This is a genomic window from Clostridium frigoris, assembly GCF_018861865.1.
In the GTDB taxonomy this organism is placed as follows: domain Bacteria; phylum Bacillota; class Clostridia; order Clostridiales; family Clostridiaceae; genus Clostridium_AD; species Clostridium_AD frigoris.
This window is the reverse complement of the sequence record NZ_JAHLDV010000017.1, coordinates 23977-48696: the sequence shown is the minus strand read 5'-3', so window position 1 is coordinate 48696 and position 24720 is coordinate 23977. Positions and strand designations below refer to the sequence as shown.

23 protein-coding genes and 1 riboswitch are annotated in these 24720 nt (G+C 30.0%); of the genes, 20 read left to right on the top strand and 3 right to left on the bottom strand.

What is annotated here, in order from left to right; all coding sequences use genetic code 11:
• The first annotated feature begins 66 nt into the window (after nucleotides 1-66).
• The 7 genes from KPL37_RS09460 to KPL37_RS09430 all read left to right on the top strand — a co-directional run bounded on the left by KPL37_RS09460 (nucleotide 67) and on the right by KPL37_RS09430 (nucleotide 5241).
• Complete coding sequence (locus KPL37_RS09460; RefSeq protein WP_216148531.1) at nucleotides 67-1269, top strand: MerR family transcriptional regulator; 1203 nt, start codon at nucleotides 67-69, stop codon at nucleotides 1267-1269.
• A gap of 122 nt (nucleotides 1270-1391) precedes the next feature.
• Nucleotides 1392-2576 (top strand): DegT/DnrJ/EryC1/StrS family aminotransferase, encoded by a 1185-nt coding sequence (locus KPL37_RS09455; protein ID WP_216148528.1) that lies wholly within the window; start codon nucleotides 1392-1394, stop codon nucleotides 2574-2576.
• Nucleotides 2577-2594: 18 nt separating this feature from the next.
• Nucleotides 2595-3716 (top strand): DegT/DnrJ/EryC1/StrS family aminotransferase, encoded by a 1122-nt coding sequence (locus KPL37_RS09450; protein WP_216148525.1) that lies wholly within the window; start codon nucleotides 2595-2597, stop codon nucleotides 3714-3716.
• 34 nt (nucleotides 3717-3750) lie between these two features.
• A complete protein-coding gene (locus tag KPL37_RS09445) occupies nucleotides 3751-3951 on the top strand; it encodes a hypothetical protein (RefSeq protein WP_216148522.1) in 201 nt (66 codons plus the stop codon).
• Between the two features lie 87 nt (nucleotides 3952-4038).
• Nucleotides 4039-4362: a PadR family transcriptional regulator gene (locus KPL37_RS09440; RefSeq protein WP_216148519.1), complete on the top strand. Its 324-nt coding sequence runs from the start codon at nucleotides 4039-4041 to the stop codon at nucleotides 4360-4362.
• Nucleotides 4346-4513: a hypothetical protein gene (locus tag KPL37_RS09435; RefSeq protein WP_216148516.1), complete on the top strand. Its 168-nt coding sequence runs from the start codon at nucleotides 4346-4348 to the stop codon at nucleotides 4511-4513. The genes KPL37_RS09440 and KPL37_RS09435 overlap by 17 nt, the downstream gene beginning before the upstream one ends.
• Nucleotides 4510-5241, top strand: coding sequence for a TraX family protein (locus tag KPL37_RS09430; protein WP_216148513.1), 732 nt, complete (start codon nucleotides 4510-4512; stop codon nucleotides 5239-5241). Before KPL37_RS09435 ends, KPL37_RS09430 begins: the two co-directional genes overlap by 4 nt.
• A 116-nt stretch (nucleotides 5242-5357) precedes the next feature.
• On the opposite strand, the gene pdaA is transcribed toward KPL37_RS09430, so the two are convergent.
• Nucleotides 5358-6272: a delta-lactam-biosynthetic de-N-acetylase gene (pdaA, locus tag KPL37_RS09425; protein WP_216148510.1), complete on the bottom strand. Its 915-nt coding sequence runs from the start codon at nucleotides 6270-6272 to the stop codon at nucleotides 5358-5360.
• Between the two features lie 262 nt (nucleotides 6273-6534).
• Here pdaA and KPL37_RS09420 point away from each other — a divergent pair, with 262 nt between their 5' ends.
• The gene (locus KPL37_RS09420; RefSeq protein WP_216148507.1) at nucleotides 6535-8064 is read left to right on the top strand and encodes a S24 family peptidase; all 1530 of its coding nucleotides are present in this window, start codon (nucleotides 6535-6537) and stop codon (nucleotides 8062-8064) included.
• A gap of 56 nt (nucleotides 8065-8120) precedes the next feature.
• Here the strand turns inward: KPL37_RS09420 and KPL37_RS09415 are convergent, their stop codons facing one another.
• Nucleotides 8121-8945 (bottom strand): hypothetical protein, encoded by an 825-nt coding sequence (locus KPL37_RS09415; RefSeq protein WP_216148504.1) that lies wholly within the window; start codon nucleotides 8943-8945, stop codon nucleotides 8121-8123.
• Between the two features lie 348 nt (nucleotides 8946-9293).
• Here KPL37_RS09415 and KPL37_RS09410 point away from each other — a divergent pair, with 348 nt between their 5' ends.
• The 8 genes from KPL37_RS09410 to argH all read left to right on the top strand — a co-directional run bounded on the left by KPL37_RS09410 (nucleotide 9294) and on the right by argH (nucleotide 20298).
• The gene (locus tag KPL37_RS09410; protein WP_216148501.1) at nucleotides 9294-10151 is read left to right on the top strand and encodes a DegV family protein; all 858 of its coding nucleotides are present in this window, start codon (nucleotides 9294-9296) and stop codon (nucleotides 10149-10151) included.
• Nucleotides 10152-10749: 598 nt separating this feature from the next.
• Nucleotides 10750-11796 carry a carbamoyl phosphate synthase small subunit gene (locus KPL37_RS09405; RefSeq protein ID WP_216148498.1) on the top strand — a complete coding sequence of 349 codons (1047 nt, stop codon included), beginning with the start codon at nucleotides 10750-10752 and terminating at the stop codon, nucleotides 11794-11796.
• A 79-nt stretch (nucleotides 11797-11875) separates the two neighbouring features.
• Nucleotides 11876-15082 (top strand): carbamoyl-phosphate synthase large subunit, encoded by a 3207-nt coding sequence (carB, locus tag KPL37_RS09400; protein WP_216148494.1) that lies wholly within the window; start codon nucleotides 11876-11878, stop codon nucleotides 15080-15082.
• 328 nt (nucleotides 15083-15410) lie between these two features.
• The gene (locus tag KPL37_RS09395; RefSeq protein ID WP_216148491.1) at nucleotides 15411-16211 is read left to right on the top strand and encodes an ABC transporter substrate-binding protein; all 801 of its coding nucleotides are present in this window, start codon (nucleotides 15411-15413) and stop codon (nucleotides 16209-16211) included.
• Between the two features lie 62 nt (nucleotides 16212-16273).
• Complete coding sequence (locus tag KPL37_RS09390; RefSeq protein ID WP_216148489.1) at nucleotides 16274-16921, top strand: amino acid ABC transporter permease; 648 nt, start codon at nucleotides 16274-16276, stop codon at nucleotides 16919-16921.
• 15 nt (nucleotides 16922-16936) lie between these two features.
• The gene (locus KPL37_RS09385) at nucleotides 16937-17668 is read left to right on the top strand and encodes an amino acid ABC transporter ATP-binding protein (RefSeq protein WP_343216241.1); all 732 of its coding nucleotides are present in this window, start codon (nucleotides 16937-16939) and stop codon (nucleotides 17666-17668) included.
• A 59-nt stretch (nucleotides 17669-17727) separates the two neighbouring features.
• A complete protein-coding gene (locus KPL37_RS09380; protein WP_216148483.1) occupies nucleotides 17728-18933 on the top strand; it encodes an argininosuccinate synthase in 1206 nt (401 codons plus the stop codon).
• Between the two features lie 48 nt (nucleotides 18934-18981).
• The gene (argH, locus tag KPL37_RS09375; RefSeq protein WP_216148480.1) at nucleotides 18982-20298 is read left to right on the top strand and encodes an argininosuccinate lyase; all 1317 of its coding nucleotides are present in this window, start codon (nucleotides 18982-18984) and stop codon (nucleotides 20296-20298) included.
• Nucleotides 20299-20419: 121 nt separating this feature from the next.
• Here argH and KPL37_RS09370 read toward each other — a convergent pair whose 3' ends face one another.
• Nucleotides 20420-21466 (bottom strand): patatin-like phospholipase family protein, encoded by a 1047-nt coding sequence (locus KPL37_RS09370; RefSeq protein WP_216148477.1) that lies wholly within the window; start codon nucleotides 21464-21466, stop codon nucleotides 20420-20422.
• A 139-nt stretch (nucleotides 21467-21605) separates the two neighbouring features.
• Nucleotides 21606-21714: riboswitch (TPP riboswitch) on the top strand.
• 135 nt (nucleotides 21715-21849) lie between these two features.
• Here KPL37_RS09370 and KPL37_RS09365 point away from each other — a divergent pair.
• From KPL37_RS09365 to KPL37_RS09350, 4 genes are read left to right on the top strand one after another with little or no spacing between them, the layout of a single operon-like run.
• Nucleotides 21850-22140, top strand: a complete 291-nt coding sequence (locus KPL37_RS09365; RefSeq protein WP_216148473.1) for a thiamine-binding protein — start codon at nucleotides 21850-21852, stop codon at nucleotides 22138-22140.
• Nucleotides 22112-22888: an ABC transporter permease gene (locus tag KPL37_RS09360; protein ID WP_216148470.1), complete on the top strand. Its 777-nt coding sequence runs from the start codon at nucleotides 22112-22114 to the stop codon at nucleotides 22886-22888. The genes KPL37_RS09365 and KPL37_RS09360 overlap by 29 nt, the downstream gene beginning before the upstream one ends.
• A gap of 39 nt (nucleotides 22889-22927) precedes the next feature.
• Nucleotides 22928-23932: an ABC transporter substrate-binding protein gene (locus KPL37_RS09355; RefSeq protein ID WP_216148467.1), complete on the top strand. Its 1005-nt coding sequence runs from the start codon at nucleotides 22928-22930 to the stop codon at nucleotides 23930-23932.
• The gene (locus tag KPL37_RS09350) at nucleotides 23913-24668 is read left to right on the top strand and encodes an ABC transporter ATP-binding protein (protein WP_216148466.1); all 756 of its coding nucleotides are present in this window, start codon (nucleotides 23913-23915) and stop codon (nucleotides 24666-24668) included. The genes KPL37_RS09355 and KPL37_RS09350 overlap by 20 nt, the downstream gene beginning before the upstream one ends.
• Nucleotides 24669-24720 lie beyond the last annotated feature (52 nt).

Sequence of the window (24720 nt, the reverse complement as noted above, 5' to 3'; positions counted from 1 at the left end):
AATAATTGTAGAACCATTAATTACGTATGGTTATTGGTCAAAGTTTCATAATTAGGAGTGATCATATTGGAAAAAAATGAACTTGATTTTTTTACAATTGGTGTATTCGCAGAAAAAGCTGGTGTTACCTTAAGGACACTTAGATATTACGATAAAATAGCTTTAATGAAACCGAGTTCCTACAGCGCTGCGGGGCACAGATTATATAGTAATCAAGATTTTGCAAGGCTTCAGCAAATTTTAACATTGAAATTTATTGGATTTTCTCTAGATGATATCAAGCAAATAGCACAAAGTGATGTGACAGACAAAAATTTTGTAAAATCATTAGAAATACAAAAAAAAATTATGAAGCAAAGAGTTCAACATACTTTAATGGTAATTAAGGCAATTGATGAAGCTATTGATATGGAGAATAAGGCAGATGTAAGTTGGGATAAGTTTACTAACATTATAAATGTGATTAATTCAGATAAAAAGTTACTTGAACAATATGAAAATGCTTCAAATCTAAGAGCTAGAATGAATATTCATGAGAGGTATAGTGTAAACAAATATGGTTGGATGAGGTGGTGCTTTGAGGAATTGGATTTACCTTCAAAGTGTAGGATTCTTGAACTTGGATGTGGAGATGCTAGTTTATGGAAAAAAAATAAAGGTAAAATTTCTAGTGAACTTGATATAACTTTGAGTGATTTTTCTAAAGGAATGTTAAATGATGCTAAGATAAACTTAGGTAAAGAGTCTGAAAATTTTAAGTTCCAAATTATAGATGCAGAGGATATACCGTGTGGCGATTGTAGTTTTGACGTTGTAATTGCAAATCATATGCTTTATCATGTTGATAATATAGGTAAGGCATTGTCTGAAATATATAGAGTATTAAAACCGGCTGGGTATTTTTATTCTTCAACTGTTGGAGAAAATCATATGATTGAAATTAGAGATATAATGGTTAAATTTAAATCAGAAACAATGGATATTAAAAGTTCAGATATTACTTCAAGGTTTAAACTTGAAAATGGTGTTGAAAAATTAGAAACATTGTTTGATAATATAGAAATGAAAAGATATGAAGATAACTTAATTGTAACTGAAGCTACACCTATTATTGATTATATTTTTTCGATGCCAGGTAATGTACGTCAAAGTTTTAATAAAGAAAGACTGGATGAACTTACTAAATATTTAGAAGCGAGAATTGCTACTGAAGGTGGAATCTATATAACTAAAGACACTGGATTTTTTAAGGGTCAGAAGGGTTTGTAATTAAAAATTTATGGGCACTACACTTTTTTCTTTTGCTATTTAGTTATAAGATCAAAGTTAAAAATAAATAAGTCAATGATTATATTACAAAATAAATTGAATATGAAAGGTAGGAGATATATATGAAAATAAAGAATATTCCATTTTCACCACCAGATATAACAGATGTTGAGAAAAAACTAGTAATGGAGGTACTTGATTCAGGCTGGATTACAACTGGACCTAAGACTAAGGAGTTCGAAGATGAAATTACTACATATTGCGATGCAAATAATGCAGTAGTTCTTGCAAATGCAAGTGCAGGATTAGAACTTATACTAAAGGTGTACAATATTTGTGAGGGTGATGAAGTTATTACAACACCTTATACATATGTAGCAACATCAAATGTAATACTTCATAGGGGAGTTAAACCAACTTTCGTAGATGTTAAAAAAGACAGTTTTTTAATAGACGAGCAAAAATTAGCTATGGCAATTACTCCTAAAACAAAAGCAATAATAACTGTAGATATTGCAGGAGTACCTGTTGATTATGATGCTATAAGAGCAATACTTAAGGAGAAAAACAGAGAAGATATTATATTTATATCAGATTCAGCTCATTCTTTCGGTGGAATATATAAGGGCAAAAAAGTTGGAGCACAAGCTGATTTTAATGTTTTTTCATTTCATGCAGTAAAAAATTTAACAACAGCAGAAGGTGGAGCAATTACTTTTAATGATAATAAGTTTAAAGGTAAGGAAGACTTAGTAAAAGAATTTAAAATAACTTCACTTCAAGGTCAGTCAAAGGATGCTTTGGCTAAGATGAAGGCGGGAGCTTGGAAATATGATATTATAACAGATGGTATGAAATGCAATATGACAGATATTAATGCAGCTATAGGTCTTGGACAGATTAGGCGTTATGAAGGAATGCTTACTAGACGTAAGGCCATTTTTGAAATATATACTAAATCTCTTGATAATAAAGAGTGGGCAATTATTCCTTTTACAAAGGATGAAATTAGAGAGACTTCATATCATCTATATACATTAAGATTAAAAGGATTTAAAGAAGCTCAAAGAGATGAATTAATACAAAAGCTTGCAGATATAGGTATAGCTACAAATGTTCATTTTACGCCACTACCAATGTTTACACTTTATAAAAATCTTGGCTATTCTATAAAGGATTATCCAAATGCATACAATCAATATGCGAATGAAATAACACTACCAGTATACTCAACACTTAAGTTAGAGGATGCAGAATATGTAGTAAACAATGTAATAAAGTGTGCTGAAGAGATAATATCTAAATAATAAAACGGAGGTTACATTATGAAAGTTAAATTTTTTACACCGACAAGAGAATATCAAGAGAAAAAATCAGAATTTGACAATGCTGTTCTAGGATTTATGGAAAGAGGCGTATCAATGCTTGGTAAGGAGGTAACTGATTTTGAAGAGTCAGTTAAAGAATTTACTGGTGCTAAATATGCAGTTGGTGTTGCATCAGGTACAGATGCATTGGTAATGGCATCTGACATACTTGGGTTTAAAGAAGGCAAAGAAGTAATAACTTCGCCATTTACTTTTTTAGCTTCTGCATCTTGTATAGCGAAAAATGGTGCAAAACCTGTATTCGTTGATATTGATGAAGAAACTTTTGCTATAGATGCTAGTAAAATTGAGGAAAAAATAACAAAGGATACAGTAGGAATTCTTCCAATCCATTTATTTTCACAAATGAGTGATATGGATAAAATTATGGATATAGCGAGTAGACATAATTTAAGAGTTCTTGAAGACTCAGCAGAATCTTTTGGTATGAGATGGAAAGGTAACGGAGCTGACTATAGACATGCAGGAACTATAGGAGACTTTGGTGTATTCTCATTTTTCCCAACAAAGACTTTAGGAGCATATGGCGATGCAGGGATGATCGTAACCAATGATGAAAATTTAGCAAATCTTGCTAAAATGTATAGAGTTCATGGAGCGTCTAGAAAATATCATTATGATTTTATTGGATATAATTCAAGACTTGATTCAATGCAAGCATGTATATTACAAGTTAAAATTAAATATATAAATGATGCAATTAAAAAGAGAGATCATATTGCAAAATTATATATGAAAAGGTTAGAAGAGTGTGAGTTTATTGAAATACCTAAAATTAAAGGAGATCAAAAATCAGTTTATTACGCATTTAATATATTAGCTGATAGACGTGATGAGCTTTCGGAATGTTTAAAAGCAAACGAAATAGGAACTAGTATTTATTATCCAATTCCACTTCATCTTCAAAAATGTTTTGCCTACCTTGGGTATAAAAAAGGAGATTTCCCAGTAGCTGAAAAGATATGTGAAAGAATAATTGCACTTCCTATATATCCTGAAATAACTGAGGAAGAAGTAGAATTTGTTTGTCAAACTATTAAGAAATTCTATAAAAAATAAATTATAGTACAGGAAAGATCATAAGGAGAACATTATGGATAACGAAATAAAAGAAATGTTAATAGAAATGCAGACAGAGATTAAAGATATTAGCTTAAGGCTAAAAAATGTTGAAAATAATCAAACAAATGTTGCAAATGCTGAACATAAAAATTGGCATATGTTAGCAGATAAATTAGGACAATATGATTCAATATTGCATAAAATTTATGGAAAAAAGGCTTCTGATAAATAAAAAAAGTAAATAATAAAACAATAAATAATATAGTAGGGAGGACACCAAGATGTGACTTCCCTATTATTTTTTTGTATAGTTTATAAAATGTTGACATTCACTTATTTTATTTTACTTACATTAGTAAAGCCTATGCATGGATACGGAATAATGCAGGAGAGTGAAAAAAATTCAAAAGGTGAAATGGTAATAGGTCCAGCAAGTCTTTATACAATTATAAAGAAATTACAAAATGCAGATCTTATCTCATTAGTAGAAGACGATGAAGAAAGACGAAAAACCTATACACTTACATTAAAGGGCAAAGAAATGCTAAAAAAAGATATTAATAGAAGAATATCTATGGTAAGGCATGGAGAGAAAGCTTTAAAATATTTAAAGGGGGACGATATTAATGGAAAAGAAGAATAAATATATTTTGAATATGGGGCTAGCTTTTGATGAAGACAGGGTATTGAAAAAATTAAGGCAAATGGCTAAAGAAGGCTGGATTCTTGAGAAAATGTCATTGATTAGGTATAATAAGCATTATTCTAATAATTATTGGGGGCGGTATTCATGACAACTAGCATGTTAAAATTTACTGCATGTATATTAATGCTAATTGATCATATAGGACTAATGTTTTTCCCAAAGACTATATTCTTAAGAATGATAGGAAGATTGTCGTTTCCTATATTTGCTTATTTAATTGCTATAGGGTACTCTAAAACAAAATCGTTTTATAAATATGTATATAGAATATTTATATTTGCAGTTGTATCGCAAATGCCGTTTTCAGTAGCTTTTAGTGAACAAATTAAAATTAATAGTTTATCTGACTTTTTAAACTTTTTTATAGGAAAACCATATTTGCATTTAAATATCTTTTTTACTTTAGCAATTGGACTAATTGTAATTCGTGTATGGGACACAGGTGAGTCAAAGTTTTTTAAAACAATGAGTATTTTGGCATTGAGTATAATGGCTGAAACCTTTAATACAGATTATGGGCTTTATGGAGTTGCTATTATATTATCATTTTATATTTTTAGAGATAGCAAAGTTAAAATGCTTATATCACAAGTTATAGTATATTTACTATTTAACGCATCAGGAACTTTATTATATGTGTATGAAATTCAAGGTAAAGCAATAAATCCTAGTTATTTTGTTCAAATATTATCACTTTTATCATTAATTTTTATATTTAGATATAATGGTAAGAAGGGTAGAAATTTAAGATATGCTTTTTATGCTTTTTATCCAATGCATTTATTAATATTAGGCATTATAAAAATTTTAACATAGATGAATTTTTTAAATATAAATACTACAATTTATACTAATTTTAATAGACTGTAGTATTTATAATAAAGTTAAAGATATATTTTTTTAAATAAAACAATTATTACAACAGATGGTAATTATTTTTTAATAGGTAACTCATCTAAGCTCTTTAATACGTAGCCTTGTTTCTTCCACTGCGTTATTACATCATCTAATATTTCGGCATTAGTTTTTGATACTGCGTGTAGTAATATAATTCCACCATTATGGGTCCTTTGCATTATACGTTTTTTTGCATCTTCATGTGATGGTTGTTTGTTAGTTAACCAATCCATATAAGCAAAACTCCAAAATATAGTTTTATATCCATAGTTTTTAGTATATAGCAGAGATAATTCACTATATTTGCCCATAGGAGGTCTAAAATACTTAGACATTTTTTTGTGAGTGATACTTTCAAAAACATCTTCTACATCAGATAATTCTTTATCAAATTTTACTTCATCTTTTATAGAAGCCATTGATAAATGGTGATTACTATGATTACATACTAAGTGTCCTTCTGCTACCATTCGTTTAATTAATTCTGGACTAGAAGTAATATAAGGCTTTACTACAAAAAATGCTGCTTTTACATTATGTTTTTTCAAAACATCTAATATTGGCGCTGTATATCCAGCTTCATAACCCTCATCAAATGTAAGATATAATACTTTTTTAGAAGTATCGCCTAAATGAAAACAACCATATTTTGATATAAGTTGGCTAGTTTCTTTAGGCCCATCTGGTGGAGTATTGTCATTTTTAGGTTGAAAATACCAATTATATTCTTTTGTACTTATCTCAACATGGTTTTTATTATTACTAAAAACATTTTTGATGAAATTTACTATAGTAATTGCTTTTGTATTATCAGGGTTATCATGTTTAATAAATTCAGTTTTTATATTTCCTTTCGGAAAAATTTTTAAACTTTTACTGTAACAAACACCTGTTAAACTATTAGCTACAATAGTTGAACAAATAATAAGACTTATCATTTTTCCGTTCATATAAATCACCTCTAGTCTATAATATTTAGATAAGTTAATTATTTAATATATAACTTATTATGCTCAGTAAATGTATTAAGATATTCATAAATTTAATGTTGTTATATTGGTAATTTTTCAATTTTTTTGTTTGACTTATTTTAATTTGTATTTAATATGAAGAAGTTAAATAGCAAATATTTTATAAGTGAATCAATAAAAATTTTACTTTAACAACGTTGTTATTGTATAATATTATTAAGAGGATAGTGGAGGTAATTAAATGGAACTAGATTTAAAACAACGCAGAATGATTCATAGCAAGCCTTCAAGATATAGTTTAGTTAGAGGCGATAAAGGAACAGGTAAAACAACGGCAGCCATTTATAGAAGCCTTTATTTAAAAAACAACTATTGTTTATACGAAGATGATAAAGTATTAATGCTTACATCTGAGGACGAAGATATAAATTTTATTGAAGATATATACGTAGCAGCAGAAGAAGAAACTAGGTTTGAGTATTTAAGCTTATTTTCTGATGAAAAAAGAAAAATTCATGTGAATACATTAGAAAGTATTATGTATAAATATTTTTTAAAATATGAAAATAAAAAAGAAATAATTATAGATAATGATAAAAAAAATATCATAATGAAAGAATGTATAATTAAGGTTAAGGAGAATTATCCTAGGTTAAGAATACTACACAGTGATTATATTCAGTTCTTTATAGATGAGGTAAAATGGATTAAAAGTTGTAATTATTTAAAAGTAGATTTATATTTACAAGCAAGTAGAATAGGAAGAAAATGTGAAAAAGGAAAAGGGCCACAAAAAATTAATAAAAATTCTACTGTTAGAAAAGCGATATATGAGCTTATGCTTATGTATAACGAAAAGATGAACTTGGAAAACTTCATTGATAATGAAGATGCTAATATATATGCACTAAAAATGTTACAGTCCGATCCAGCGAATAAGTATACCCATATTATAATTGACAAAAGTGACAATTTAACTAAGGTGCAATTGGAGTTTATTAATGATCTTTATGAACAGAAATCTTATTCTACTATGACATTTATTGTTGATATAGGGGAAATACGTAATGCGAATTCATGGGTTATAAGAGGCAAAAAGGTTAATCTTAGGCCTCTAGGAGAAAAAGTAAAGTCATACATATTCAAAAATAATTATCAACTCCAAGAAAAGCTTATGGAAGTTCATGAAGATATAGTAGTTAATAATTTTAATATTGATGATCTAGAGAATTTTCAATATTGTGATATAAGACATGGCAGAGCATATGAATTTATGAGGGATTATAGTAGAATATCTGATATTATAGTAAATGATGAAAAAGGTGATTACGAGTACATAAATGAAGAATTAGTTGAACTTCCTGTATATAGTGATATAGCAGCGGGGGAACCTATACAGATCAATTCCGAAATAGAAGGCAATTTCTACATCCCAAGGTATTGGTTAAAGGGAGTCAACAATCCATTTATTTTAAAAGTTAAAGGTGATAGCATGATTGGGGCTAATATCGATGATGGAGACTATGTGGTTATAAGGCAGGAACAAGCAGCAAACAATAAGGATATTGTGGCAGTAGACATAGGTGGAAATGCTACTCTAAAGAGGCTTTCTATAGGTAGGGATAGGATATTACTAATGCCAGAGAATGAAAAATATAAACCTATTGTTATTGATAGTGAAGATACATATATTATAGGTATAGCTATTGGAATTATAAAACATAAAAATAATGGTTTAGAAGGAAATGGTATAAAACAAATAAACCTATAAAAAATAATATCCTAGGATATACTAGAATATTATTTTTATAGGTTTATAATAAATATTTATTTTCTAAGAAAAAAGCTAAATTTATCTTTGTTTGTAGTTGTAATGGATAAATTTCGTTTATGAAGTATAGTACTAAATTCTTCAATTTGTCCATCACATATGTTAGCATAATCAGTTTTACCTTCTTTTACCCAACCCATAAATATATAGGCATGAGAGGGGGTACCGACTTTTCCTGGCATATCTGTTGTAAAACAAAGATCACCTTTTTTTAACTGAGCTATGTTACGATTCTTTTTCCAGTCCAAAGCAATTAAAGATGACATCAATTGTTTAACAGTTGTTGTTTTTGCAGGTATAGCATATTCATTAGATCTTAAAATTTCTGATATTAGGTATACATTAAGACCTTTTTTGCTCCCATGGTTTAAATCAACTGCTTTTTTTAAGACGGAGGTTCTATTAGCTTGGACATTTAAATATTCATAAATATTAGCTGGACCTACAACAGCTTTATCGGTGTTAGTAGCAGTTGTAATACTAGCAGAATTTTTAGTAGCGGTTTTACTTTTAACTACATCCGTTTTGGGTTTCATAAATGAAGTGTTCATTAAAATAGAAAATATAATTATAGATACTACAACTATTCCAAGCCCTATAACAACTATATTGTTTTTAAATTCATTTTTGTCTGCAATATCATGCATTTCTTTTATGTATTTTTTACTTTCTGTATCATTTTTTAACTTATTTGATGCACCATACTCAGTTTTAGAGTTATATTTTTCAGATTTGTCTCTATTTGAATACAATTTATTTATAATTTCATTATTGTCATTGTTGTCCTTATTGTTCTTATTTTCTACGTCATCTTTATTCATATTTTTCTGCTAAGAATATAGGTTGAAATCTTATTATTAACCTATAATTTGCAGCACCTCCCTTTGTATTATATTAAAGATTTAATTATAAATATTATTCATTTTAATTGATGTAATTTATTATACTATTTATACCACCCACTTTTTACACTATAATTATAACATATGGAAAGGTATTTAGGTGCTATTTGTAAAAGTTCAAAATAAGTTAATATTTTGTGTAATATATTACATTTTCTTATTCATATATACGATATAAGAGTTGGCTTAATTTTTTTATATACAATTTGAAAGATATATTTGTAGTATAATATACTTAATATTTAATAAGCGAGGGATTAGTTGATTATGGCTGTAAAAATAATAACAGATAGTACTTCCTATATAAGTTTAGAATTAAAAGAAAAATATGATATTTTCATAGTTTCATTAAGTGTTATTTTTCAAAATGAGGAATTTAGAGAAATAAATATTGAAAATGAAAATTTTTATGAAAAGCTAAATAAAGATTTAAGTATTCCAACTTCATCCCAACCATCGATTGCTGAAATGTATGAAATTTTAGAAAATGAAGTAAGGGATAATAATGAAGTAGTTGGCATTTTTATGTCGTCGGATATGAGTGGAACTTATTCAAATGCATGCCTTGCAAAGAGGATGATTCTTGAAAAATATCAAAATGCAGTGATTGAAATTATAGATTCAAGATCTAACTCAATGCAACTCGGCTTTGCAGTATTGGCAGCAGCGAGGGCGGTGTATCAAGGAAAGCCAATAGATGAAGTAATTAATATAACACAAGATAACATTAAAAGAAGTAAATTTTTGTTTATACCTGACACTTTAGAGTATTTAAAAAAAGGAGGTAGAATAGGAGGAGCAAGTGCCTTAGTTGGTACTATCTTTCAGATAAAACCTATTCTTACAGTAGTAAATGGAAAAACAGAACTATTTGATAAAGTAAGAACTAAAAAACGTGCTATTCAAACTATGGTTGATAAATTTATTGAAGATATAACAAAACATGGACTAGGAGAGGTAATTGTTCATCACATAAATGATGTGGAAGGAGCACTTGCTTTTGCAAAAATAATTGAAAAATGTATAGGAAAAAAAGTAGATATAGCTCCTATTGGACCTGTAATAGGAACGCACGTTGGACCTGGTGCATTAGGTATTGTATACTATACAGAGTCGAACTTATAAAAATAATGAGTTGTAATTAAATATACACTGTAATTATTGCAATTATATATGAGTAAAAGGAAGAAGCGTTATGAAAGGGTTTTAGTATAATTATACATAAAAAAATAAAATTACGTTTTTTATATTTCTTGTTTTTATTTTTTTTGAACAGGCTGCATCCTTATATTTTATAAGGTTAAGACGTGTATGAATACGTTGTAAATAATAATATATATAGCTATATATTATTGATTCTGAATAAAGTTGCAATTTAATTTTATAATTATACATTGACAAATAATAAAATTTACATTAAAATAAGAAGAAATTATAAATTAAACAAAGGTACACTTTTAAGTTAGCCCTGTGAGGCTAGGAAGGAGTATAGATAATTATGAAATGTGTTATTTATTCTGTCAATTTTGAATTTAATTTTATTAAATATAATGCAGCTATGGCTTTACGCAATAAAATTGTAAGTATATTTTTTATTTCATTAATAAATGCGGTTACCACATTAAGAAGGATAACAGAGTGATTATTTTAATAGTTGCTTTGTTATCTTTATTAGTATACTTGGAAGAATATGTACTTTTATGCAATTTAAGGAGGATTTAATATGAAAGGTAAGTTAATTTTAGAAAATGGAATAGTCTTTGAAGGTAATTTGTTTGGATATTTAGAAGAAAGCGTTGGAGAAGTAGTTTTTAATACAGGAATGACGGGGTATGAAGAAATTTTAACGGATCCATCCTATTATGGTCAAATAGTAACTATGACTTATCCACTTATTGGAAATTACGGAATTAATTTAGAAGATGTAGAATCAAAGTCTTCTAAGGTTAAAGGTTTTATTGTCAGAGAAAAATGCGATTACCCTAGTAACTGGAGATGCGAAATGAATCTTGAGGGATATTTTAAACAAAATAAAATAATAGGACTTGAAGGTATTGATACAAGAGCATTAACAAAAATACTTAGAGAAAATGGTACTATGAAAGGAATAATTACAACTTCGAAGCTTACAAAGGCTGAAATAGAGCAAAAACTAAAGAACTTTAGTAATAGTGATGCAGTAATGAAGGTTACTACAAAGAAAGCTTATACAATTGAAGGCAGTGGACAACATGTAGCTATTGTAGATTTTGGAATAAAGGAGAATATACTTAGGTCTTTCAAAAAGAGAAATTGTAAACTAACGATTTTTCCAGCTGGTTCTAAGGCACAAGAGATATTAGAGGTTAATCCAGATTTGATATTTTTATCGAATGGACCTGGTGACCCTCAGGAGTTACAAGAGGCTATTAAAATGATAAAAGGAATTATAGGTAAAAAGCCCATTGTAGGAATTTGCCTAGGACATCAACTTTTGGCATTAGCTCTTGGTGGTAAAACGGGAAAACTTAAATTTGGTCATAGAGGATGTAACCATCCAGTTAAGGATATAGAAGCGAATAAGGTTTATATTACATCACAGAATCATGGCTATTATGTAAGTGAACTTCCTGAAAATATGCAAGTTACACATGTTAGTGTAAATGATGGAACCATAGAGGGAATGAGACATAAAAGTCTTCCTATATTTAGTGTGCAATTTCATCCAGAAGCTTGTCCTGGACCTAAGGATATAGATGTGATTTTTGATAAGTTTCTTTCATTTATATAGAACATTTTAAATAACCATTTTTATGAAATTTAAGGTACATAAATAGAATTTAATAACAGATTATACGGGAGGAATTCATATGCCATTAGATAAAAGCATTAAGAAAGTATTAGTAATAGGATCAGGTCCAATAATAATAGGTCAAGCTGCGGAGTTCGATTATTCTGGAACACAGGCTTGTCAAGCACTAGAGGAGGAAGGCGTAGAGGTTGTACTTGTAAACAGTAACCCAGCAACAATAATGACAGATAAAGAAATTGCTGGTATTGTTTATATAGAACCTTTAACTATAGAGTTCCTAGAGAAAGTTATTGCAAAGGAAAGGCCAGATAGTTTACTTGCTGGTATGGGTGGACAAACAGGGTTAAATTTAGCTGTAGAATTATCTGATAATGGAATCCTTAACAAATATAATGTAAGAGTAATTGGTACATCTATAGAATCAATAAAAAAAGGTGAAGATAGAGAGCTTTTTAGAGATTTGATGCAAGAAATTAATCAGCCAGTTGTAGTAAGTGAAATTGCTACAGATATTGCAACTGGAGTAAAGTTTGCAGGCGAAATAGGTTATCCTGTAATTGTAAGACCAGCATATACTATGGGTGGTAGTGGAGGCGGAATTGCTGAAACTGAGGAGGAACTAATTGAAATACTAGAATTAGGATTACAATTAAGCTCTATAGGGCAAGTTCTTTTAGAAAAGAGTATTAAAGGTTGGAAAGAAATAGAGTATGAAGTTATGAGAGATAGTTTAGGTAATTGTATTACCATTTGCAATATGGAAAATATAGATCCTGTAGGAATACACACTGGAGATAGTATTGTTGTCGCCCCTAGTCAAACTCTTTCTGATAAAGAGTACCAAATGCTTAGGAGTGCATCCATAGATATTATAAACAGCGTAGGAATTGAAGGTGGGTGTAATGTTCAACTTGCACTTGACCCAAAAAGCTTTGAGTATGCAGTTATAGAAATTAATCCAAGAGTAAGCCGTTCTTCAGCATTAGCATCAAAAGCTACAGGATATCCAATTGCAAAGGTAGCATCTAAAATAGCATTAGGATATGCACTAGATGAAATAAAGAATGCGGTAACACAAAAAACTTATGCGTGTTTTGAACCATCACTGGATTATGTAGTTGTGAAAATTCCTAGATGGCCTTTTGATAAATTTGATGGTGCAAATAGAGTGCTCGGCACCAAAATGATGGCAACTGGTGAAATAATGGCAATCGGAAGTAATTTTGAAGCAGCACTACTAAAGGGAATTAGATCTCTAGAAATAGGACAATATTCACTGCAATATGATTCATTATCAAATAAAAATTTAAAAGAACTAAAGAAAAGGGTAATGGCTGCAGATGATGAGCGAATATTTTACTTAGCTGAGATGCTACGTCGTGATTACAGAGCTCAAAAGGTCTCAGAAATTACAGGGATAGATAATTTCTTTGTAAATAAGATTAAATGGATAGTAGATGAAGAGGAAAAAATAAAAAAATCTACACTTAATGATATGACTAAAGAATGGTTGTACACATTAAAGAAAAAAGGATTTTCTGATAAAGGAATAGCAGACTTATTAGATGTGAGTCCAAATGAAATTTATAAACTAAGAAATACCTTGGATATTAAACCTGTATATAAGATGGTAGATACATGCGGCGGAGAATTTGAAGCATTATCACCATATTACTTCTCGACTTATGATGAATATGATGAGGTTGAAGTTAGTAATAAAAAAAAGGTTATGGTAATTGGGTCAGGTCCTATAAGAATAGGGCAGGGAATTGAATTTGATTATGCATCAGTTCATAGTGTATTTGCACTTAAAAAGCTAGGAATTGAAACTATAATAGTAAATAACAATCCTGAAACTGTTAGTACGGACTTTAATATATCAGATAAATTATATTTTGAACCATTAACAGAGGAAGAAGTATTTAATATTGTTGAAAAAGAAAAACCAGATGGAGTTATACTTCAATTTGGAGGTCAAACAGCTATTAAACTTGCTCAGTTCTTAAGCGAAAAAAATATATCAATATATGGAACTAAACCTGATCAAATAGATGCTGCAGAGGATAGAGAAAAATTTGATGCATTACTTGAAAAACTAAATATAAACAGACCCAAAGGAAAGGCAGTTTGGAATCTTAAAGATGGATTATGCGAAGCTGAAAAAATAGGGTATCCAGTTTTGGTTAGACCATCGTATGTATTAGGTGGACAAGGAATGGAAATAACTTATGAAGAAAAAGAACTAAGACATTATTTAAAGAATGCATTTGTGAAGGACAAGAAAAATCCCGTCTTAATTGATAGGTATTTATTAGGCAGAGAAATAGAAGTTGATGCTATCTGTGATGGGGAAGAAATATTAATTCCTGGTATTATGGAGCATCTAGAGAGAGCGGGGGTTCATTCTGGAGATAGTATTACAATATATCCAAGTCAAAATATATCGGATGCTATAAAAGCTAAAATATTAGAATATACAAAAAAAATAGCGATAGGTCTTGAAATTATAGGTATGGTTAATATTCAATTTATAGAGTTTAAAGATGAACTTTACATAATAGAGGTTAATCCAAGGGCTAGCCGTACAGTCCCATATATAAGTAAGGTTAGTAAGGTTCCGATAGTAGATCTTGCTACAAGAGTAATGCTTGGAGAAAAATTAAAGGATTTTGGATATGGATTAGGAATTTACAAGGAGCCTAAATTAGTGTCAGTTAAGGTACCTGTATTTTCAACTCAAAAACTTCCTGAGGTTGAGGTATGTCTTGGACCGGAAATGAGATCGACTGGAGAAGTTCTAGGGGTAGGAAGAAATTTTGACGAGGCTTTATATAAAGGCTTTGTTGCATCTGGTATGAAGGTTAAAAAAGAAAAAGGTGTTATACTTGCAACAATAAATCCTCAGGATTATGATGAATTCTTATATATAGCCAAAGGATTTAGTGAACTTAATTATAAATTTATAGCAACAGAAGGTACAGCGAAGGTATTAAGAGATAATGGAATTGATGCTATAGAGGTTAAAAAGATTTCAGAGGGCACACCTAATATAATCGATGTAATTAAGGGTAGACAGGTTGATTTAGTGATAAATACACCTACAAAAGGAAATGATTCAGAAACAGATGGATTTAGAATTAGAAGAACAGCAATCGAAAGTTCACTCGGTGTACTAACATCACTTGACACTGCAAAGGCATTAGTTGATCTTATGAAAAAAAATATTAGAAGTGAAGATTTAGAAGTATTTAACTTGGCCGAATAAGTCATTAATAAAAACAAATTAAAAAATAAAAATGCCATTAGCTTATTATAGAGCTAATAGCATTTTTATTTTTAATTTTTAAAAGAATCAAAAAATAAATTAGTTTGAAAAGTTCTCATCATATATCATGCATAAATATCATATATAATGAATAAATATTAATAAAAAACATTGCATTATCATTAAAAGTAATATATAATAAGTACAAGTAAGTGAGATAAATCAATAATAAAAGTTAGCAGTTAGTTAATTGAAAAAATAAAAACAAATATTTAATATACATTGAAATGCATAAATATTCATAAAGTTATTTAATATAAATGGGGGAATGATTAAATTGAAAAAATTCATGTCAATAATATTAGTTGTTACTATGGCAAGTGTATTACTTGTTGGTTGTGGGCAGAAAAAAGCAAAACTTAATTCATTACAGGCTGTTAAAGAATCAGGTAAATTGACGGTAGGATTAGATGACTCTTATCCTCCGATGGAATTTAGAGATTCTAAAAATAAATTAGTTGGTTTTGATGTGGATTTGGGCGATGCAGTAGGGAAAAAATTGGGTGTTAAAACAGAGTATACATCAACAGATTTTAATGGGATACTTTTAGCTCTTGGATCATCAAAATTTAATGTTATAATTTCAGCTATGAGTATTACTGATAAGAGAAAAAAGAGTATTGATTTTTCGGACGCTTATGTAATGGGTGGTCAAGTTGCTGCAATAAAACAAGGAAATACTACAATAAAGAGTTTAGCAGATTTAAAGGGCAAAGTTGTATCTTGTCAATTAGGATCTACTGGAGATACTGCAGCGACAGCAATGAAAGGATTAAAGGAAGTCAAAAGATATGATAAAATAACAGAAGCTTTCCAAGAACTAACATCGGGAAGAGTGGATGCAGTAATTATGGATGCTCAAGTTGGTGGTTATTACGTAGCGAAGAAAGCAGGTCAGTATCAAGTTTTAACAGAGAAAATAAGTGAAGAACCAATTGGAATTGGATTTAAAAAAGAAGATAAAGAATTAAAAGTAGCAGTGCAAAAGGCGCTTGATGAACTTAAGGCAGATGGAACTCTTTCTAAGCTTTCACAGAAATGGTTTGGATTTGACGCATATAAGAAATAATCATAAGGGATAACAATTTATAATTGTTATCCGTTCACAGAGAAATGCTAGGAGGAACAAGAATGGATGTAGATGTTATAAAAGAAGTTTTTCCTGTGTTATTACAAGGAAGTTTAATGACACTTGAATTAACTGTATTATCAGTAGTGCTTGGAAGTCTATTAGGCATGCTTACAGCATTACTAAAACTTTCTAAAAATAAGATAATTGCTACTGTAGCAGGGTTTTACACTTGGATTTTTAGAGGTACACCAATGCTTCTTCAATTGTTTGTTTTTTATTATGGATTGCCATTTGTGGGTATTAAGTTATCACCTTTTCAAGCTGCAATAATAGGACTCAGTTTAAATTCAGGAGCATACATGGCAGAAATTATAAGAGGTGGAATACTTTCAGTAGATAAGGGCCAGTTTGAGGCCTGTAGGTCACTCGGTTTCACATATTTAGATACTATGAAAAGAGTGGTATTACCACAAACATTTAAAATAATTATTCCGTCAGTTGGTAATGAATTTATAACAATGCTTAAAGATACTTCTTTAGTGTCAGTAATTGCTATGGAGGAGGTTATGAGATCAGCACAGCTTTTATATGCTTCAACATTTAAGCCAATGGAAGTTTTCTTTTTAACCGCATGTTTATATCTTTTAATGACAACAATTTTCACTACAGTTTTTTCACATTATGAAAAAAAACTGTCAGTATATTAGTAGAGGTGATATGAAGTGTATATGATAGAAACAAAAAATTTAACGAAAAAGTTTGGTAGTCTTACAGTTTTTGAAGGCTTAAATGTGACAGTTAAAAAGGGTGAAGTGCTAGTTATATTAGGACCTTCGGGTTCTGGAAAAAGTACATTTTTAAGATGCTTAAATCATCTTGAGGAGCCAAATGGGGGAGAAGTTTTTATTGAAGGCGAAAAGTTAAATGTTAAAAACAAAAAACATATGAGAAATACCATTGAAAAAGTAGGAATGGTATTTCAAAACTTCAATTTATTCCACCATATGACGGTACTTCAAAATGTAATTGAGGCTCCAATTACTGTAAAACATGAACCTCGCGAAGAAGTATTAAAAAGGGCAAAAGAAATTATTGAGAAGGTAGGACTTATAGAAAAGGTAGATGACTACCCGTCGAAATTATCAGGAGGACAAAAGCAAAGAGTTGCAATAGCAAGGTCTCTTGCAATGAGGCCGGATATAATGCTCTTTGATGAGCCGACATCTTCCTTAGATCCGGAACTTGTTGGTGAGGTTTTAGGGGTAATGAAAAACCTTGCAAAGGATGGCATGACTATGGTTGTTGTAACTCATGAAATGGGATTTGCAAAGGACGTGGCAGATAGAGTTATTTTTATGGATGGAGGAAAAATAGTAGAATCTGGGACACCAGAAGAATTTTTTACTAATCCAAAAGAGCAAAGAACAAGAGAATTTTTAAATAAAGTATTATAGCATAGAACACAATTAATATATCAAAATATAGAGGAACAAAATTGAAAGGGGAAATTAAAATGAAAGAAAAAGTTGTTTTAGCATATTCAGGAGGATTAGATACGTCTATAATAATAGCTTGGCTTAAGGAAAATTATGATATGGATGTTGTCGCAGCATGTATAAATGTTGGACAAGAGGACGATATGAAAGCAATAGAGAAAAAGGCAATGAGTTCAGGTGCAATAAAAATATATATTGAAGATTTAACTGCGGAGTTTATTAAAGATTATGTATTCAAAGGAGTTAAAGCCAACGCTACATATGAAGGAAAATATTTATTAGGTACAGCATTTGCAAGACCATTAATAGCTAAAAAACTTGTAGAAATTGCTCATAAAGAAGGAGCTAAATATATATGTCACGGATGTACAGGTAAGGGAAATGATCAAGTTAGATTTGAAGTTGCAATTGCAGCAATAGATCCATCTATAAAGATTATCGCTCCTTGGAGAATTTGGGATATAAAATCAAGAGAAGATGCTATAGATTATGCAAATGCTAGAGGTATAGCAATCAATGTTACTAAAGAAAAAATATATTCAGTAGATCAAAATTTATGGCATGCAAGTCATGAAGGCGGAGACATTGAAGATTTTAAAAATGATCATAAAAGAGAAATGTATCTAATGATTACACCTCCAGAACAAGCTCCAGACGAACCTACTTTTGTAGAAATATATTTTGATAAAGGAATTGCTACTAAAGTTGATGGTATTGAACTTGAACCAATAGATGTTGTTAAAGTGTTAAATAAAATTGGTGGAGATAACGGAATAGGTATTGTAGATTTAGTAGAGAATAGACTAGTGGGAATGAAATCAAGAGGAATATATGAGACACCTGGTGGTACAGTACTTTATGCTGCACACAAAGAACTTGAGGAAATTACAATAGATAAAGATACACTTCACTATAAATATCAAGTATCACAAAAATATGGCGAGCTAGTTTATGATGGACTTTGGTTTACAACTATGAGAGAAGCTCTTGATGCATTTGTAGATAAAACACAGGAAAATGTAACAGGATCTGTTACTTTGAGGCTTTATAAAGGAAATATGATGGTATCAAGTAAAGCATCACCTAATGCATTATATGATGCTAGTATATCTTCATTTGGTGCAAGTGTATTATATGATCATAAGGATGCAGAAGGATTTATTAATTTATTCTCATTACCAAGCAAAATTAAAGCATATAAACACTTAAACAATTTTAAATAAAAATTATAAATATAAAATCATAAATTTACAGGTAAAGCGGGTGACAATATGAAACTTTGGGGTGGAAGATTTAAAGAAAAAGAAAGCAAGCTTATGGAGGACTTTAATAGTTCTCTAAGCTTTGATAAAAGATTGTATTATGAAGATATTATGGGAAGTATTGCTCATGTTAAAATGCTTACAAAATGTAACATTTTGACAAAGAATGAAAGTCTCACAATAGTTGATGGTTTGAATACTATTTTATCAGATATTAAAGATGGAAAGCTTAAAATTGAAGGTGACTTCGAGGATATTCACAGCTTTATGGAAATAAACCTTACAAAACTTGTAGGTGATGTAGGCAAAAAGGTACATACAGCTAGAAGCAGGAATGATCAAGTTGCAGTAGATATGAGATTATATTCAAAATATAAGGCTTTAGATGTTATTGATAACTTGGATATCATTTTAGGGACAATTAAAACTTTAGGAAATGAAAATTCTGTTATAATGCCTGGTTATACCCATATGCAAAGAGCTCAGGTGGTAACATTTAAGCAACATATAATGGCATATTACAGCATGCTTAGTCGTGATAAGAAAAGACTTACTAGTGCTATTGAAATTATGGATGAAAATCCACTTGGATGTTGCGCTCTTGCTGGAACAACTTATGATACAGACAGAAGTTTTACAACAAAAGAGTTAGATTTTAAAAAACCTGCTGATAATTTCATGGATGGAGTAAGCGACAGAGATTATTTATTAGAGCTTTTATCTGCTTTTTCTATTATAATGATGCATTTTAGTAGACTTAGTGAAGAACTAATTTTATGGAGTACTAAGGAGTTCAATTTTATTGAAATTAGCGATGAGTTTTCTACAGGTAGTAGTATAATGCCACAAAAGAGAAATCCTGATGCAGCAGAACTAATAAGAGGAAAAACTGGAAGAGTGTACGGAGATTTAATGAGTCTTCTTACAACTATGAAGGGAATCCCACTTGCTTACAATAAAGATATGCAAGAAGATAAAGAGCCTTTCTTTGATGCAGTTGATACTGTTATAAAATGCATTAAGATAATGAATGAAATGCTAGGAACTTTAAAGATAAAAAAAGATAATATGCATAATGCAGTTAAAAAAGGTTTTTTAAATGCTACAGAAGCTGCAGATTATCTTGTTAATAAGGGAATGGCTTTTAGAGATGCTCACGGCGTTATTGGGAATATAGTTATAACATGCGAGAAGAAACAAAAGGCAATAGAAGAATTAAATTTAGATGAGCTTAAAAGTTTTAGTGATTTATTCGATGAAGATGTATATGAATTTATAGATTATGAAAACACTATAAGCCGTGGTATAAAAAAAGAAATGAAATAGTATTTTATACTGGTAAGTTAAGAGCACGTAACAGGTAATTATCACTTGTTACGTGCTTTAAATTGTATATATATATAAATTGTAACTGTACGTATACTTTATTTTTTTATTTAGATAGGAATTAAAAAATATTCTTGGACATAAAACTATTATAACTTCTATCAGAAACGTTACTTCTCATTATTCTGTGTTTTTTATAATCATTTTCAAAGGTTTCAAGAAAATCTTTAGCACAAGACTTACCGGAGTTGTATAAAGCTAAAATTTTATCCCTGCTTATATTAAAATCTGTAGTTTTAATATCTAGGGTATTAATTTTGCAAGTTCGCAGAAAATCCATTTCTCTTATATGAATATCATCTTGTGCTTCTAGCATAGTCTCAATAATTGAGCTAGTGAAATTTAGGATATTTGTGATTTTATGTTCGCGGATTTCCTTATTTCCACCGAGTTTAAAACCAATGGTCGGCCATTGTGGAATACCGTTTATATCAAAAATCCAAACTGGATAATTACTTAAAACACCTCCATCAACAATTAGCGATTTTCTGTTGGGATTTTTATTTAATAACTTTACAGGTTGAAAAAAGTATGGAATAGATATGCTCATTCTGATTGCCAAACTTACTTCAAGTTCATCTGGATTAATGCCGTATTCAGCGATATCTTCAGGTAGTATTAACATCTTTCCACGGCTTATGTCAGTTGCTATAATATGCAGTTTGTATTTTCTTTTATACTTGTCATTATTTAAAAGAATACCTTGTTCATTTGGAATTATCAAATCCCCAAAAGTCACTTTTTTTCGGTTACTTAGTTTTAGTTTATTAGATAGGACTTCATCCATCCAGTTTTTGATATAATCGCCTTTAAAAAGACCCTTTTTAAAAAGTAAATTATGAATATTAGAGAAAAAAGGTATGATAGAATAATTTCTATCAGCTATTTTAGTATATTCAAGCTCTATCATTAATTTTTTTATCTCATCACTTGAGTAGCCGACTGCAACTAGTGCAGCTACAATGGACCCGGCAGAGTTTCCGCAAATGTTTTTCCATTGATATCCTTTTTGCTCAAATGGTTTTAAGGCGCCAACAAGACCAATCCCCTTTACTCCACCACCCTCAAATACGATATCAGCTAATTTCGTGCTGCTATAAATGTTCATATAATATCACCTCTTCATGATTAATATATGAATTAATATATTGATGTGACCTACTCTGTTAAAATAATGTGAAAAAAATCTTTAAAAAGTTTGACAATATAAGGAGTAATAGATACCATATATATGTAAACTAATTTAATATAAAAACTAGGGGAGTCAATATTTTTGTCTGAGAAGAAACATATAAGTTTCGACCCTTATAACCTGAATTGGATAATGCCAACGTAGGGACGTGTAATGTGCATTTAGTTTTAAGTACTGTATAAATGGTGCAACTTATATGTTATAAAACCCTTCGCTTAAATTAGAGCCAAGGGTTTATTTTATTACCTTAACAAATATTAAATAATGTTTCATAAAAAAATATATTAGGAGGAATTAATATGTCAGTTGTAAATGTAAGTCTTCAAGTTATCCCAGTTGTAACAGAGGATAGAATCTATCCAGTGGTGGACAAGGTTATAGAGTATATTCAAAATAGTGGAGTTAAATATGAGGTAGGTCCAATGGAGACCACTATGGAGGGAGAATTGAGTGTATTGCTTGAAATTGTATCAAAGGCTCAAGAAATTTGTGTAGCGAGTGGAGCATCAAGAGTACTATCTGTAGTGAAAATCGATTATAAGGCTGAAGGCGTGACAATGAATGAAAAAGTATATAAATATAGAAAATAAGCTTATACCAATAGTTTTTCAAGTAGTAATTCTTTTGATATGGCAGATAGCTGTAGATAAGTGGAAGGTTCCACAGTACATACTGCCCTCACCAAAAGACATTGGTATTACTTTAGTTAATATATTGCCAAGCATTACTAGTCATATTTACACAACTTTATATGAGGCATTGATTGGGTTTTCAATATCAATTGTGTTAGCATTAATCTTAGCTATATTAATGGATAATGTAAAGTTTGTTAAAAAGTGTTTATATCCAATTATAGTAGTATCTCAAACTATTCCTATTATTGTTTTAGCTCCACTTTTTATAATATGGTTTGGTTTTGGGATAATGCCTAAGATAGTAGTTGTAGTGTTAGTATGTTTTTTTCCAATAGTAGTTAGTTTGAGTGATGGTTTACAGTCGGTTGATAATGACATGGTAAACCTTTTAAAAACTATGGGAGCCGGTAGATTTCAAATTTTTACAATGGTAAAATTACCATCTTCTACTGTTAATTTTTTCTCAGGCCTTAGAATAGCTGCAACATATAGCATTATGGGTGCAGTTACTGGTGAATGGCTAGGAGGAGATAAAGGCCTTGGAGTTTATATGATTAGAGCTAAAAATTCATATTCACTTGACAAGGTTTTTGCAGTAATTATAATTATAGTAATACTAAGCATGGCATTATTTGGAATTGTATATTTATTACAATATATTTTAACTCCTTGGACTCGAAATTCAAAGGAAAACAATAGATAAAAATATACTATGTATATTTTTATATTTGGGGGTAAAGTTATGTTAAAAAAATCAATTGCTTTATTGTTAACAACTTCAATGATCATGATTATGTTTGTGGGTTGTGGTGCTAAAGAAGAAAGTCCGAAAAAGGAGGTAACTTTAAAAAAGGTTATTGTTATTTTGGACTGGATACCAAACACTAACCATACTGGTTTATATGTTGCAAAAGACAAAGGATATTATAAACAGCAGGGACTTGATGTGGAAATTATTCAGCCAGCTCAGGGAAGTACAACAAGTTTAATCGCTACAGGCAAGGGAGATTTCGGAGTAAGTTATCAAGAAGATGTGACTTATGCAAGAACTGCGAAAGTACCACTTCCAGTAAAAGCTATAGCTACAATTCTTCAACATAATACATCTGGGTTTGCATCACCTAAGACAAAAAATATTAAATCACCTAAAGATTTTGAAGGGAAAACCTATGGAGGATGGGGTTCACCATCTGAGTCTGCAATATTAAAAGCAATTATGGAAAAAGACAATGCTACTTTTTCAAAACTAAAGACAGTTGATGCAGGTACAGATGATTTCTTTGCTGTAACTAAGAAAAATATCGATTTTGAATGGATATTCTACGGTTGGACAGGGATAGAAGCTAAACTTAAAAATATACCAATTGATTACATTGATATTGGTAAGTTAAATCCAGATTTAGACTATTATACTCCGGTAATTATAGCTAATGAGAATAAGCTAAAACAAGATCCAGAAACTGCAAGAAAATTTTTAACTGCAACTACAAAAGGATATGAATACTGTATTGCAAACCCTGTGGAAAGTGCTAAAGTATTAGTAAAGAATGCACCAGAGACAGATAAAACCTTAGCTCTTGAGAGTCAAAAATATATGAAGAATCAATATAAAGCGGAAGCTAAAAAATGGGGCGTAATGAAAACATCAGTTTGGGATAATTACACAAAATTTCTTTTAGATAGAAAACTAATTCCAAAAGATATGAAGGCGAGTGAGGCATTTACTAATGAGTACTTACCAAAATAATAATATAAAGTTAGCCGTCAATAATATAGAAAAGAATTTTGGATCTATGAATATAATAAAAAATGTTTCTTTTTATGCAAAAGAGAATGAGTTTGTGAGTCTACTTGGACCAAGTGGAAGTGGTAAAAGTACCATTTTTAACATTATTTCAGGGCTTTTACTTCAAGATGCGGGTAAAATTATAATTGATGGGGAAGAATGTTCAAGTCGACTTAAAAAAGTAAGTTATATGCACCAAAAGGACTTGCTTCTTCCCTGGAAAAATATTATTGATAACGTATCTCTGCCTCTTATTATAAAAGGTAAATCTAAAAGAGAGGCAAGGAATCAGGTTCTTGAATATTTTAAAGTTTTTGGACTTGTTGGTTTTGAATATAAATATCCTTTTCAGCTTTCTGGAGGGATGAGGCAAAGGGCAGCTTTACTTAGAACATATATAGCATCAGCGGATATTATGCTTTTAGATGAACCGTTTGGAGCACTGGATGCTATTACAAGGTCTAAAATGCATTCTTGGCTTCTAGAGGTAATTAAGGAACTTAAAGCTACTATCATCTTTATAACACATGATATTGAAGAAGCTGTATTCTTATCTGATAGAATATATGTATTATCAGATAAACCAGCTACAATAAAAACAGAAATTATAGTTGATTTACCTAAAACTCGAACTAAGGATATAGTTACATCAGAAAATTTCAATAAAATAAAAAAAGAAATATTACTAGCATTATAAATAAGACGCCTAACTTAAAAATAATTAAGTTAGGCGTCTTATTTATAAGTTA